Below are 11800 nucleotides of genomic sequence, written 5' to 3'. Positions count from 1 at the left end.
AGGACGGGCGCGCCGATGCGCGCGAGCGGGCGCGGGAGGAGCGGAAGGCGTTGCCCGCCGTCGCCGAGTGGCGGCTGGCCGGGGATGTCGGGCGGCGGTACGGGGCGGTGTCCGGCGACCGCAATCCGATCCATCTGCATCCGCTAGGTGCCCGCCTGTTCGGTTTCCCCCGGCCGATCGCGCACGGCATGTGGACCGTGGCCCGGTGTCTCGCCGAGCACGGCACGCCCCCGGCGACCCTGGTCCGCGCGGAGTTCCGGGCCCCGGTACCGCTGCCGGGCGCGGTGACGTACGCCGCGGACGGACAGGCGTGGGGCGGCTTCGAACTGCGGAGCGGCGACGCCCCCGGGCCGGGCGGAGAGCAGGTCCGTTCATGGGTCCATGTGAGGGGCCAGGTGTACCCGCTCGTTGCCTGAGCACACGTGAACATCGCGTTCACGAGTGTGGGCGTCGCCCCGGACACGGTCGTGGAGTGCGCGGCGTGAAGAGGTCGCCCTTCGGGTGCGGGTGGGCGACAACGGCCCCTGCGGGCCGAAAGGCAAGGGGCGCGACCCCTGCTCTTCAGGGGCGCGGGGAACTGCGCGAGCAACCACGAACCACCCGCACCCGCCGACGCACCCGCCCCTCGAACGTCACTCCCCGAGCTCTCCCGCAGGCGGCGGTGTCCAGGGGTGGCCCTCCATCAGGTCGCCCAGCCCCGCCCACGCGAAGTTCATCAGGGTCGCGGCGGCCTGGCGGGCGGTGATGCCGGGGGTGGCGTTGGCCCAGGCGGCGAGGGCCTCGGCGGCGCCTACGAGGCCCTCGGCGAGACCGGCGACCTCACGCTCGGGCAGCGACGGGTCGCGGCGGGCCTCCCGGGCGCCGACCAGGATGAGTCCGGTCACGAACGCCACCATCTCCTCACGCATCGCCGCCACTTCGGCGGCGAACGGCTCGCCGTGCGTACGGGCCTGGAGATGCAGCACGGCCCAGGCGTCCGGGTTGCGCCCGGTGTGTGTGAAGAACGCCCGCAGTCCTTCCCAGAGTTGGCGGTCGGCGGGCAGTTCGGGGTTCACGCCCGCGCGTACCGCGGTGGTCAGCGCCTTGGCCTCGCGGCGGATGCAGGCCGTGAAGAGGTCTTCCTTGGAGTTCAGGTACAGGTACACCAACGGCTTGGACACGCCCGCCAGTTCGGCGATCTCGTCCATCGACGCGGCCCGGTAACCGCGCTGCCCGAAGGTCCGCACCGCCGCGTCCAGCATTTGCTGTTCCCGCACCGCGCGGGGCATCCGTTTGCTCTTCACAGCACCCATGCGGGCAAGCGTACGGTTCCGACGGCGGGGACGGACCCGCGCGTCGGGCGAGGGTATTGCCGCCGCGGTCCCGTGAACGGCGCTACGAAGTCTTGCCGGACACCGGCTGGGCGGCCTCGGCCGGCTCGGCGCTCTCGGCGGCGGCGACCGGCTCGGCCGTCTCCGGGCTCTGGGTCCTCGCCTCGTCGTCCACCTCGTCCTCCTGGCTGCGGTTGGCCGCGAGGTTGGACTTGACGCGGCCGATGGAGCGGTCGAGGCGGGGGGCGATCCGGGCGGAGGCCCGGTCGCGCTCCTTGCGGAGGGCGACGAAGCTGATCGGCGCGGAGACCAGGAGGGAGAGGACGACGATCCACATGCCGTTGGAGGCGCCGAGGCCGCGCGGGGCGATGCCGGAGTAGACGAGGGCCCAGACGACCACGAAGCAGCCCACGAAGATGCCGAGGCGCATCAGTGTGTAGCGGAGCATCTCAATCCACTCTTCCGTTTCCGTTCCGGACATTGCCACAGGGCACCGTCCAGTGAAGCACGGTCGGCGTGCGATCTTGCAGGGGGGTGTGGGCGCCGTGTCGGGCCGGCCTCAGGTCAGGGGCAGGAGCATCGTGATGTCGTCGCGGTGGTCGTCGGGGGCGACGCGGATGGCGTCGGGGACTCGGCCGACCTCCTTGTAGCCGCACGAGGCGTAGAAGTGTTCCAGGCCCAGGCCGCCTCGGCAGCCGAGGCGGATCGCGTCTATGCCGTCGAAGCCGCGGGCCGCGGATTCGGCCGCCCTCATGAGGTCGCGGCCGTAGCCCTTGCCCTGGTGGGCGGGGTGGACCATCACCGTGTACAGCCAGACCCAGTGGGTCTGCAGGCGGTGGGTGTTGAAGCTGAAGAAGGCGGTGGCGGCGGGGGTGCCGTGGTCGTCGAGGCCGAGGAGGAGACGGTGTCTGCCTTCCGCCATGGCGATCAGGTGCTTGAGGAGTTCCGGGCGTACGACCTCCGGGGTGACCGGGGGGACGAAGCCCACGGCTCCGCCCGCGTTGGAGACCGCTGTCCAGAGGGTGAGGATGCCTTCTTGGAGGGCGGGGGTGAGGGGTGGGTCCAGGTGGAACGTAAGGGGCATGAGGTGACCGTAGCCATTACGTGCGGGTCGTCTCAAGAGGGATTCGCCCCCGCCGCCCCTACCCGTCCCTCCCCCACTCTCGGCTTCGCTGAGCGGAGGTGCCCCCATCCAGGGGCTGCGCCCCTTCGGCCCCCGTCCGCGGGTCCGATGGGGCTTCTCGCGCAGTTCCCCGTGCCCCTGAAAGAGCAGGGGCTGCGCCCCGTGCTTCTTTGCGCGAGAAGCCCCACCGGTCGTGTCAGACCCGCATCGGCTGGGGGGCCTCGCGACGCGCCGGGTCCGGGCCGTCGTACTCGCGGATGATCTCGTACTTCGTGTTGCGTTCGACCGGGCGGAAGCCGGCGTCGCGGATGAGGTCCAACAGGTCCTCGCGGGTCAGCTTGTTCGGCGTGCCGTAGTTGTCCGCGTCGTGGGTGATCTTGTACTCGACGACCGAGCCGTCCATGTCGTCGGCGCCGTGCTGCAGCGCCAGCTGGGCCGTCTGGACGCCGTGCATGACCCAGAAGACCTTGACGTGGGGGACGTTGTCGAACAACAGCCTCGACACCGCGAAGGTCTTCAGCGCCTCCGCGCCGGTCGCCATCTGGGTGCGCGCCTGGAGGCGGTTGCGCACCTTGCCGTCCTGCATGTCGACGAAGTCGTGCTGGTAGCGCAGCGGGATGAAGACCTGGAAGCCGCCGGTCTCGTCCTGGAGCTCACGCAGACGCAGGACGTGGTCCACGCGGTGGCGCGGCTCCTCGATGTGGCCGTAGAGCATGGTGCAGGGGGTCTTGAGACCCTTCTCGTGCGCCAGGCGGTGGATCCGCGACCAGTCCTCCCAGTGGGTGCGGTGGTCGACGATGTGCTGCCGGACCTCCCAGTCGAAGATCTCCGCGCCGCCGCCGGTGAGGGACTCCAGCCCCGCGTCGATCAGCTCGTCCAGGATCTCCGACGCCGACAGGCCGCTGATCGTCTCGAAGTGGTGGATCTCCGTGGCCGTGAAGGCCTTCAGCGACACGTTCGGGAGGGCGGCCTTCAGTTCCTTCAGCGAGCGCGGGTAGTAGCGCCACGGGAGGTTCGGGTGCAGGCCGTTGACGATGTGCAGCTCGGTGAGGTTCTCGCCCTCCATCGACTTGGCGAGCTTCACCGCCTCCTCGATGCGCATCGTGTACGCGTCCTTCTCCCCCGGCTTGCGCTGGAAGGAGCAGTACGCGCACGACGCCGTGCACACGTTGGTCATGTTGAGGTGGCGGTTGACGTTGAAGTGGACGACGTCGCCGTTCTTCCGCGTCCGCACCTCGTGCGCCAGACCGCCCAGCCAGGCCAGGTCGTCCGACGCGTACAGCGCGATGCCGTCCTCGCGGGTCAGCCGCTCGCCGGAGCGGACCTTCTCCTCCAGCTCGCGCTTGAGCCCGACGTCCATGCCCACACCTTTCACCGACCGACCTGCCCTGCCTCGAAGACCTCGTCAACCCTACGTCTACTCCCCTACTCCTCCTCCGGCAGCTCACCCACCCGGTTCTCCCACTTCGTGGAGAGCACGATCGTCGTTCGCGTCCGGGAGACACCGTGGGTGCCGGAGAGCCGGCGGATGGTCTTCTCCAGGCCGTCGACGTCCGGGGCGCGCACCTTGAGCATGAACGAGTCGTCGCCCGCGATGAACCAGCAGTCCTCGATCTCCGCCAGGTCCCGCAGCCGCGTCGCCACGTCCTCGTGGTCGGCGGCGTCGGAGAGCGAGATGCCGATGAGCGCGGTCACGCCGAGGCCTAGGGAGGCCGCGTCGACGGTGGCCCGATAGCCGGTGATGACACCGGCCGCCTCCAGCCGGTTGATGCGGTCGGTGACACTGGGTCCCGACAGACCGACGAGGCGTCCCAGCTCCGCGTAGGAGGCCCGGCCGTTCTCCCTCAGGGCCTGGATGAGCTGCCTGTCCACCGCGTCCATGCGATCGGTTGCCTTCCGCTGAAGAGTTGCGTTGTGGGTGCTGCGTGAGTGGTGCGTGGGGTGCTGCGTGAGTGGTGCGTGGGGTGCTGCGTGAAAGTGATACGGGGCGAGAAGTGAGCGTGGACGGCGCTCAGGTTGCCGGGTGGGAAGCGCGCGCCCCGCCCACGTCGCCCTCCCAGCGCCGGTACAGGGTGTGCGGGACGCCCGCCGCGTCCAGCACCCGTCCGGCGACGAAGTCCACCAGGTCCTGGATGTGCGTGGCCCCCGCGTAGAAGGCCGGGGACGCGGGCAGCACGGTCGCGCCCGCCTCGTCCAGGGTCACCAGGTGCCGCAGGGTCTGCCCGTTCAACGGGGTCTCGCGCACGGCGACCACGAGACGCCGGCCCTCCTTGAGGGTCACGCTCGCCGCCCGTTGCAGCAGGTCCTTGGAGAGGCCCAGGGCCACGCCCGCGACACACGCCGTCGACGCGGGGACGATCAGCATCCCCTTGACCGGGTACGAGCCCGAGGACGGTCCGGCGCCCAGGTCACCGGCGCTCCAGTGCCGTACGCGGTCGCCGTCGACGTCCGCGGTGAACGTGCCGGGTTTGCCGTCGGCGCCTCGGGACAGCCATTCGCGCAGGTCGTCGCGCCAGTGGGCGTCCCGGAAGGGGATTCCCGTCTCGTCCAGCAGGGTCAGCCGCGAGGCCCGGGACACCACGAGGTCGACGCTCTCGTCGGCGGCGAGGAGCGCGCGCAGCACAGCCGCGGCGTATGGGGTGCCGGATGCGCCGGACACCCCTACGATCCAAGGCGTACGCGGCGTCTCTCCTGGCTTGACTGGGTTCACGGCACCGAGCCTATCCGGCGCCGCGGGACGGGAACCGGTCAAGGGGGCACGGTCGTTTCCCGGAAGGGACGAGTTGACTCGGGGGTTCGACATGGCTGGTGGAGTACGCGGGGCGCTCAGCCCTGAGCGGGAGTGGTCGCGCGGGGACCGTGCGAAGGCCGCGGCCAAGCTGATGGTGGGCTGGGTGGCGCTGCTGTGGCTGCTCGAAGTGATCGACGCGGCGAGCGGTCACGCGCTGGACGACTTCGGGATCATTCCGCGCTCGGTGCCCGAGCTGGTGGATGTCGTGCCCGCCGCGTTCATCCACTTCGGCTTCGCCCATGTCGCGGCGAACAGCGTGCCGTTGCTGGTGCTGGGGTTCCTCTCGGCGCTCGGTGGGCTGCGCCGTTTCGTCGCCGTGTGTGCGCTGATCATCGTCGCGGACGGGCTGGGTGTCTGGCTGATATCCCCGGACAACACGAACACGGCGGGCGCCTCCGGCGTCGTCTTCGGGCTCTTCGGGTTCCTGGTCGTCAGCGGGTTCGTGGAGCGTCGGCTGCTGGGCGTCGCGGTGGGTGTGCTCGTCGCCGCGGTGTGGGGCGGCTCGATCCTCGGGGGCATCGCCCCGACCGAGACGGGCATCAGCTGGCAGGGGCATCTGATCGGGCTGGTGACGGGGGTGGTGGCGGCGTTCCTGTTCCGGCGGCGCGAGCCCCGTTCGGCGCTCACGGCGTAGGGCGCGCCTTCGGGTCCACGGGGAGGCGGGCGGTGGCGATCGTGAGCTTGCCGAAGGGAGAGCCGACGGTCAGGTCCGGGCCGTAGGAGATGGTGTCCCGGCCCCGGTAGCCGTCGGGGCCGGGATTCCACATCATGACGGCGTGGCCCTTGAGCGGATCCAGGATCACGTAGTGGGTGATGCCTCGGGAGGCGTACCAGCGAGGCTTGATCTCGTAGTCGCGGCGGATGCTCTCCGGCGACACCACTTCGGCCACGAACTCGATCAGATCGGCGGGATACGAGCTGCGGTTCTCCGCCTCCGCCGCGGCCGGGATGACCGCGATGTCCGGGCAGAACTCGTTGGCATCGTCGAAAGGGAAAGCCACATCGCTCACCAGCGCCCAGTCCGGCGGAAGCTGCTCCTCCAGGTTCGCCGACACCCTCAGGATCGTTTTTCCGTGGAACGGCCTGACAGGGTTCATCACGATGCTGCCCTCGACAATCTCCGTCAGATAGCCGGGGAACATGTCCTCCAGCCTGCTGAGCTGCGAGTGCAGGCGGTCAATGCCCGAGACGGTCACGCTGGCCTCCCTGGGGTCCTGCCCTCGATGGTAGGCCGACGGTAATCAGAGGGTCAGACCCCGAACCAGAAGATCCAGCAGCGCACACACGAACAGGGCAATCCCGATGAACCCGTTGACGGAGAAGAACGCCCGGTTCAGGCGGGACAGGTCGTGCGGCCGCACGATCGTGTGCTCGTACACGAACGCACCCGCGATGATCAGCAGCCCCAGCCAGAGGAAGGCACCCGCGTCGGTGACGACGGCGTACCAGACGAACAGCGCGGTGGTGACGGCGTGGCAGACCCTCGCCGACCAGATCGCCGCCGGGATGCCGAAGCGGGCCGGGACCGACAGGACGCCGGACTCGCGGTCGGAGTCGATGTCCTGGCAGGCGTAGATGAGGTCGAAGCCGCCGATCCAGATGCCGACCGCCAGGCCGAGGACCACGGCCTCCCAGGACCACTCCCCCGTGATGGCGAGCCAGCCGCCGATGGGACCCATGGCCTGGGCGAGGCCGAGGATGGCCTGGGGGTAGTTCGTGAAGCGTTTGCCGTAGGGGTAGACGACCATCGGGATCACGGCGATGGGGGCCAGGGCGAGGCAGAGGGGGTTCAGCAGGGCCGCCGCGCCGAGGAAGATCACCAGCGCGATCAGGGCGCCCGTCCAGGCGTGCTTGACCGACATCGCGCCGGTCACCAGTTCGCGGTGCGCCGTACGCGGGTTACGGGCGTCGATCTCGCGGTCGATGATCCGGTTGACCGCCATCGCGAACGTGCGCAGGCCCACCATGCAGATGGTGACGAGGAGCAGCCGGGCCCAGTGGATGTTGCCGTCCAGCCGGAACATGGCGGTGAGCGCGGCGATGTACGCGAAGGGGAGCGCGAAGACCGAGTGCTCGATCATCACCAGCCGGAGGAAGGCTTTCGTCCGGCCCGGCTGCGGGATCGCGGCGGAGGCGCTGCTCACAGGCCGTACTCCTTCCAGCGGCGGTCGACCAGGGCCGCCGTGGCCGGGTCCGACTCGACCATGTCGGGCCAGCCCCCGTCCCGCGTGTAGCCCTCCTCGACCCACTTCTTCGTGGCGTCGATACCCGCCTTGCCGCCCCAGAACTGCTGGTAGGAGGCGTGGTCCAGGTGGTCCACGGGGCCCTCGACCACGGAGAGGTCGCGGGCGTAGTCCGTGTTGCCGAGGGCGCGCCAGGCGACCTCGTGGAGGTCGTGGACGTCGCAGTCGGAGTCGACCACCACGATCAGCTTGGTCAGGGACATCATGTGGGCGCCCCAGATCGCGTGCATGACCTTCTGCGCGTGCTTGGGGTACTTCTTGTCGATCGAGATGATCGCGCAGTTGTGGAACCCGCCCGCCTCGGGGAGGTGGTAGTCCACGATGTCCGGGACGATGATCTTCAACAGCGGCAGGAAGAAGCGTTCCGTCGCGCGGCCCAGGGGCCCGTCCTCCGTCGGCGGGCGGCCGACGACGATCGACTGGAGCAACGGCCGCTTCCGCATCGTCACGCAGTCGATCTTCAGGGCGGGGAACGGTTCCTGCGGGGTGTAGAAGCCGGTGTGGTCGCCGAACGGGCCCTCGGGGAGCATCTCGCCGGGCTCCAGCCAGCCCTCGATCACGACCTCCGCCTGTGCCGGCACCTGCAGCGGCACCGTCTTGCAGTCGACCATCTCGATCCGCTTCCCCGAGACGAACCCGGCGAACAGGTACTCGTCGATGTCGCCGGGCAGGGGTGCGGTGGAGGCGTAGGTCACGGCCGGGGGGCAGCCGAAGGCGATGGCGACCGGCAGGCGCTCGCCGCGCTTGGCGGCCACCTGGTAGTGGTTGCGGCTGTCCTTGTGGATCTGCCAGTGCATGCCGATGGTGCGCCTGTCGTGGCGCTGGAGGCGGTAGAGGCCGAGGTTGCGTACGCCGGTCTCGGGGTGCTTGGTGTGGGTGAGCCCGAGGTTGAAGAAGGAGCCGCCGTCCTTCGGCCAGGTGAACAGCGCCGGCAACTGCTCCAGGTCCACGTCGTCACCCTGGAGGACTACCTCCTGGACGGGGGCGCTGTCCGCCTTCACCTTCTTCGGCGGGACGTGCGTCATCGCGCCGAGTTTCCCGAACGCCTCGCGCACGCCCACGAAGCCCTGCGGCAGCGCGGGCTTGAGCAGGCCGCCGATCTTCTCGCTGATCTCGGCGTACGACTTGAGGCCGAGGGCCTTCAGCAGGCGGCGGTCCGTGCCGAAGACGTTCATCGCGAGGGGCATCGAGGAGCCCTTCACGTTCTCGAAGAGCAGGGCGGGGCCGCCGGCCTTGTTGACCCGGTCGACGATCTCCCCGACCTCCAGGTAGGGGTCGACCTCGGCCTTGATGCGCTTGAGATCGCCCTCGCGCTCCAGTGCGCGGAGCAGGGAGCGAAGATCGTCGTAAGCCATGGGGCCAAGTATCCCCGAGGGGCTACCCTGACCCCGTCACGGGGCCCCGCGCACGGCCCCGCCGTCGTCACCGGCGGCCGGTCGTCCGGTCCGCCACCGCTTCCAGGGGGCTGTTCCATGCTCAGGGTGTTGATGTATCTGGTGCCGTTGGCGCTGACGATCTACGCGTTCATCGACTGCCTCAACACCCCCGAGGACGAGGCGAAGCACCTGCCGAAGATCGCCTGGGTCTTCATCATCCTGCTCTTCTGGATCGTCGGCCCCATCGCCTGGCTCGTCGCCGGCAAGCTGCGGGGCGCCCCCGGGGGCGGCCGCACGCCCTCCGAGTGGCACCGCGACCACCGCACGGAGTACGTCGCCCCCGACGACAACCCCGAGTTCCTGAAGTCCCTCGCCGAGGACAACAAGAAGGACGAGTCCCTGCTGAAGAGCTGGGAGGCCGATCTCCGCCGCCGCGAGGACGAGCTGAAGCGGCAGGAGGAGGAGAAGGGCGAGAAGCGGGACAAGAAGGACGGCGAGGAGTAGAGGCCGGCGAGGAGCAAGGGTCCTCGCGCCGCCGCCTCAGTCCTCGCGCAGGACGAGCGTGAGCAGTCCGGGGAAGCGGGTGTCGAACTCCTCGCGACGCAGGCGGTTGACGCGTTTGGCGCCCTCGTCGCGTTGTTCGACGAGTCCGGCGCCGCGGAGCACCGAGAAGTGGTGACTGAGGGCGGCCTTGCCGACCGGCACGTCGAAACTGCCGCAGCTGCGCGTCCAGACCGGCGAGCCCGCCAGCTCCCGTACCAACGCGACCCGTACGGGATCGGCGAGGGCCGCGAGGGCGGTCAGGACCGGAACGTCGTCGGGGTGGGTGTGCTCGGGGGCCGCCCGGTGACCGGCTCGTTCCGCCATGTCCGCCCCTCCCCTCGCGCTCCTGGCGGAGCGTTCGCTTCTTGCAGAGTGTTCGACGAGAACCATACACTCGTGAGTGTTCGCTTTTCATTGAACAGTCGAGCGGGAGTCCGGCATGCTTGCGATCGAGTTCCAGGAGTACGGCGACCCCGAGGTCCTGAAGGTGGTGGAGGCGGAGGCTCCCGAGCCCGGGCCCGGCCAGGTGAGCGTCGACGTGGCGTACGCGGGGGTGAACTTCGCCGATCTGAAGGCCCGTGCCGAGGGCTACCGGGTGCCGGCGCTCCCCTACCGCCCCGGTCTGGAGGTCTCCGGGCGGGTGCGCGCGCTCGGCGAGGGCGTCGAGGGGCTGAGCGTCGGGCAGCAGGTGACCGCGCTGACGGACGCGGGCGCGTACGCGGAAATCGTCGTGGCCGACGCGGCAACCGTGTTCCCGCTGCCCGAGAGGGTCGGCCTCCGTACGGGCGCCACGCTGCCCACCGTGCTGCCGACGGCGTACGCGCTCGTGCACGCGGTGGGGCGCCTGCGGGCCGGTGAGACCGTACTCGTGCAGGGCGCGGCGGGCGGGATCGGCACCGTGGCGGGGCAGTTGGCGAAGGCGGCGGGCGCGGCGGCGGTGTACGGGGTCGTGTCGGACGCCGCCAAGGCCAAGCACGCGCTGGACCACGGCTACGACGAGGTCTTCGCCGGTACCGGCACCGGGTTCTTCACGGACGAGGTGCGGGCCGCGACCGGTGGCCGTGGCGTCGACCTGGTGCTCGACCCCGTCGGCGGCGACACGCTCCGCGCCGGGCTCGCCTCCCTCGCCCCGTTCGGCCGCCTGGTCTCCTTCGGCAACGCGAGCGGGGAGCGGCCGTGGGCCGTGGGGCAGCCCGAGCTGTACGCCCTCGGTCTGACCGTCTCCGGGTTCTCGATCCTCGCCCTCGCCAAGTCCGCACCCGCCGAGCTGCGTACCCTCGCCGAGCGGGCCTTCGCCACGGTCGTCGACGGGGTGGTGTCCCTGCCGGTGACCGCGGAGTTCGGCCTGGCTCAGGCGGCGGAGGCCCACCGGCTGATGGGCACGCGCAAGAGCGTGGGAAAGCTGCTGCTGCGGGTGGGGGGCAAGGAGGAGGCGTAGAAGCACAGCTGCCGCCCCCGCACCGCCGACGCGCCGCCCCCGGTGACGAGCCTGGCGGCCTCCGCCCTCAGCCGGACCGGCCTTCCCTCAGCCGACCGGCCTTCCCTCAGCCGGACCGGCCCGCTCTCAGCCGGACCGGCCCTCCCTCGACCGAGAACTCCCTCCCCTCACGCCGCCGACCGCCCTAGCCTTCGACCCGATGCCCCCGCCCGATCGAACCTCCGCCCGCCTGCGCCCCGTCGACCTCGCCCGACTCTGTGGTGTCTCCACACAGCAGATCCGCAACTACGAGGAGGCCGGGGTGCTGCCGCCCGTGCCGCGCACGGACTCGGGGTACCGGGTCTTCGGGGACGCGCACCGGCGGGCGCTGCTGACGTACCGGGCTCTGTCGAAGGGGTACGGGGCGGTGGCGGCGACGCGGATCATGCGGACCGTGCACGAGGGGGACGTGCCGGGGGCGCTGGCGCTGGTGGACGCGGAGCACGCGGCGCTGCACGCGGAGCGGGTGTCGTTGCGCGCGACGAGCGAGGCGCTTCGGAAGCTGGCGGGGGAGCCGCCCGAGGACGACGTGCCCGGCACCGACCTGCTGATCGGCGAGGTCGCCGCGCTGCTCGGCGTGCGCACCTCGACGCTCCGCGTCTGGGAGGCCGCCGGTCTCCTCTCCCCCCACCGCGAACGCGCCACCGGCTACCGCCAGTACACCCCCGAGGAGGTACGCGACGCCCGCTTCATCCTCGCCCTCCGCCGCAACCACTACCTCCTCGACCACATCCGCCCCGTCCTCGAAGACCTCCGCCACGAGGGCGGCACCGACGCCCTGCGCACCGCGGTCACGGCCCGCCGCACCACCCTGACCACCCGCACGGCGGCGATGCTGGAGGGGGCGGGCCACCTGCACACGTATCTGACGCCGTCCGCTCTGACGCCGCCCGACGTGGCGCCCGCTCCGACGCCGCCCGGCTGAGATCAATCTCGT

At 70.6% G+C, this 11800-nt stretch carries 15 protein-coding genes; 5 read left to right on the top strand and 10 right to left on the bottom strand.

All coding sequences use genetic code 11. The features are described 5' to 3' along the window. Positions 1 to 416: MaoC/PaaZ C-terminal domain-containing protein (locus AWZ10_RS44005; RefSeq protein ID WP_279616678.1), on the top strand; the 416-nt coding region annotated here is incomplete at its 5' end. A gap of 216 nt (positions 417 to 632) precedes the next feature. Here the strand turns inward: AWZ10_RS44005 and AWZ10_RS44000 are convergent. From AWZ10_RS44000 to AWZ10_RS43975, 6 genes are all read right to left on the bottom strand, one after another. Then, on the bottom strand, positions 633 to 1292 hold the full coding sequence (locus tag AWZ10_RS44000; RefSeq protein WP_060893972.1) for a TetR/AcrR family transcriptional regulator: 660 nt from the start codon (positions 1290 to 1292) through the stop codon (positions 633 to 635). A gap of 82 nt (positions 1293 to 1374) precedes the next feature. After that, positions 1375 to 1758: a DUF4229 domain-containing protein gene (locus tag AWZ10_RS43995; RefSeq protein WP_060893971.1), complete on the bottom strand. Its 384-nt coding sequence runs from the start codon at positions 1756 to 1758 to the stop codon at positions 1375 to 1377. 111 nt (positions 1759 to 1869) lie between these two features. Beyond that, positions 1870 to 2394 carry a GNAT family N-acetyltransferase gene (locus tag AWZ10_RS43990; protein WP_060893970.1) on the bottom strand — a complete coding sequence of 175 codons (525 nt, stop codon included), beginning with the start codon at positions 2392 to 2394 and terminating at the stop codon, positions 1870 to 1872. A 235-nt stretch (positions 2395 to 2629) separates the two neighbouring features. Then, positions 2630 to 3793, bottom strand: a complete 1164-nt coding sequence (gene mqnE / locus AWZ10_RS43985; protein WP_060893969.1) for an aminofutalosine synthase MqnE — start codon at positions 3791 to 3793, stop codon at positions 2630 to 2632. A 65-nt stretch (positions 3794 to 3858) separates the two neighbouring features. Continuing rightward, the gene (locus AWZ10_RS43980; protein ID WP_046704116.1) at positions 3859 to 4314 is read right to left on the bottom strand and encodes an Lrp/AsnC family transcriptional regulator; all 456 of its coding nucleotides are present in this window, start codon (positions 4312 to 4314) and stop codon (positions 3859 to 3861) included. 130 nt (positions 4315 to 4444) lie between these two features. Continuing rightward, positions 4445 to 5143, bottom strand: coding sequence for a UbiX family flavin prenyltransferase (locus AWZ10_RS43975; protein ID WP_079104691.1), 699 nt, complete (start codon positions 5141 to 5143; stop codon positions 4445 to 4447). A gap of 91 nt (positions 5144 to 5234) precedes the next feature. Here AWZ10_RS43975 and AWZ10_RS43970 point away from each other — a divergent pair, with 91 nt between their 5' ends. Then, the gene (locus tag AWZ10_RS43970) at positions 5235 to 5858 is read left to right on the top strand and encodes a rhomboid family intramembrane serine protease (protein ID WP_046704117.1); all 624 of its coding nucleotides are present in this window, start codon (positions 5235 to 5237) and stop codon (positions 5856 to 5858) included. Here AWZ10_RS43970 and AWZ10_RS43965 read toward each other — a convergent pair. The 3 genes from AWZ10_RS43965 to AWZ10_RS43955 are packed head-to-tail and all read right to left on the bottom strand — an operon-like array spanning position 5848 to position 8822. After that, a complete protein-coding gene (locus AWZ10_RS43965; protein WP_046704118.1) occupies positions 5848 to 6420 on the bottom strand; it encodes a Uma2 family endonuclease in 573 nt (190 codons plus the stop codon). The two genes, AWZ10_RS43970 and AWZ10_RS43965, sit on opposite strands and share 11 nt — an antisense overlap. Positions 6421 to 6465: 45 nt before the next feature. Then, on the bottom strand, positions 6466 to 7368 hold the full coding sequence (gene mqnP / locus AWZ10_RS43960; RefSeq protein WP_046704119.1) for a menaquinone biosynthesis prenyltransferase MqnP: 903 nt from the start codon (positions 7366 to 7368) through the stop codon (positions 6466 to 6468). Then, positions 7365 to 8822 (bottom strand): menaquinone biosynthesis decarboxylase, encoded by a 1458-nt coding sequence (locus AWZ10_RS43955; RefSeq protein WP_046704120.1) that lies wholly within the window; start codon positions 8820 to 8822, stop codon positions 7365 to 7367. Before AWZ10_RS43955 ends, mqnP begins: the two co-directional genes overlap by 4 nt. A gap of 117 nt (positions 8823 to 8939) precedes the next feature. Between AWZ10_RS43955 and AWZ10_RS43950 the strand changes: the two genes are divergently transcribed. Continuing rightward, complete coding sequence (locus AWZ10_RS43950) at positions 8940 to 9347, top strand: PLD nuclease N-terminal domain-containing protein (RefSeq protein ID WP_046704121.1); 408 nt, start codon at positions 8940 to 8942, stop codon at positions 9345 to 9347. A gap of 36 nt (positions 9348 to 9383) precedes the next feature. Here AWZ10_RS43950 and AWZ10_RS43945 read toward each other — a convergent pair whose 3' ends face one another. Further along, positions 9384 to 9710 (bottom strand): ArsR/SmtB family transcription factor, encoded by a 327-nt coding sequence (locus AWZ10_RS43945; protein ID WP_046704122.1) that lies wholly within the window; start codon positions 9708 to 9710, stop codon positions 9384 to 9386. 115 nt (positions 9711 to 9825) lie between these two features. Here AWZ10_RS43945 and AWZ10_RS43940 point away from each other — a divergent pair, with 115 nt between their 5' ends. Further along, positions 9826 to 10824, top strand: a complete 999-nt coding sequence (locus AWZ10_RS43940; protein ID WP_060893967.1) for a quinone oxidoreductase family protein — start codon at positions 9826 to 9828, stop codon at positions 10822 to 10824. Positions 10825 to 11023: 199 nt separating this feature from the next. Continuing rightward, on the top strand, positions 11024 to 11788 hold the full coding sequence (locus AWZ10_RS43935) for a MerR family transcriptional regulator (RefSeq protein ID WP_060893966.1): 765 nt from the start codon (positions 11024 to 11026) through the stop codon (positions 11786 to 11788). The last annotated feature ends 12 nt before the right edge of the window (positions 11789 to 11800 follow it).

Source organism: Streptomyces europaeiscabiei (genome assembly GCF_001550375.1).
GTDB classification, from domain to species: Bacteria; Actinomycetota; Actinomycetes; order Streptomycetales; family Streptomycetaceae; genus Streptomyces; species Streptomyces europaeiscabiei.
Note: the sequence above shows the minus strand (reverse complement) of the source record. Positions and strands in the feature narration are given on the sequence as shown.

What these genes read in the sequence shown, in the direction of transcription:
- AWZ10_RS43995 (WP_060893971.1), bottom strand. Translation starts at nt 1,758, where the DNA reads ATGCTCCGCTACACACTGATGCGCCTCGGCATCTTCGTGGGCTGCTTC.
- AWZ10_RS43945 (WP_046704122.1), bottom strand. Translation starts at nt 9,710, where the DNA reads ATGGCGGAACGAGCCGGTCACCGGGCGGCCCCCGAGCACACCCACCCC.
- AWZ10_RS43940 (WP_060893967.1), top strand. Translation starts at nt 9,826, where the DNA reads ATGCTTGCGATCGAGTTCCAGGAGTACGGCGACCCCGAGGTCCTGAAG.
- AWZ10_RS43935 (WP_060893966.1), top strand. Translation starts at nt 11,024, where the DNA reads ATGCCCCCGCCCGATCGAACCTCCGCCCGCCTGCGCCCCGTCGACCTC.
- AWZ10_RS43955 (WP_046704120.1), bottom strand. Translation starts at nt 8,822, where the DNA reads ATGGCTTACGACGATCTTCGCTCCCTGCTCCGCGCACTGGAGCGCGAG.
- AWZ10_RS43990 (WP_060893970.1), bottom strand. Translation starts at nt 2,394, where the DNA reads ATGCCCCTTACGTTCCACCTGGACCCACCCCTCACCCCCGCCCTCCAA.
- AWZ10_RS43950 (WP_046704121.1), top strand. Translation starts at nt 8,940, where the DNA reads ATGCTCAGGGTGTTGATGTATCTGGTGCCGTTGGCGCTGACGATCTAC.
- AWZ10_RS43980 (WP_046704116.1), bottom strand. Translation starts at nt 4,314, where the DNA reads ATGGACGCGGTGGACAGGCAGCTCATCCAGGCCCTGAGGGAGAACGGC.
- AWZ10_RS43970 (WP_046704117.1), top strand. Translation starts at nt 5,235, where the DNA reads ATGGCTGGTGGAGTACGCGGGGCGCTCAGCCCTGAGCGGGAGTGGTCG.
- AWZ10_RS44000 (WP_060893972.1), bottom strand. Translation starts at nt 1,292, where the DNA reads ATGGGTGCTGTGAAGAGCAAACGGATGCCCCGCGCGGTGCGGGAACAG.
- mqnE (WP_060893969.1), bottom strand. Translation starts at nt 3,793, where the DNA reads ATGGACGTCGGGCTCAAGCGCGAGCTGGAGGAGAAGGTCCGCTCCGGC.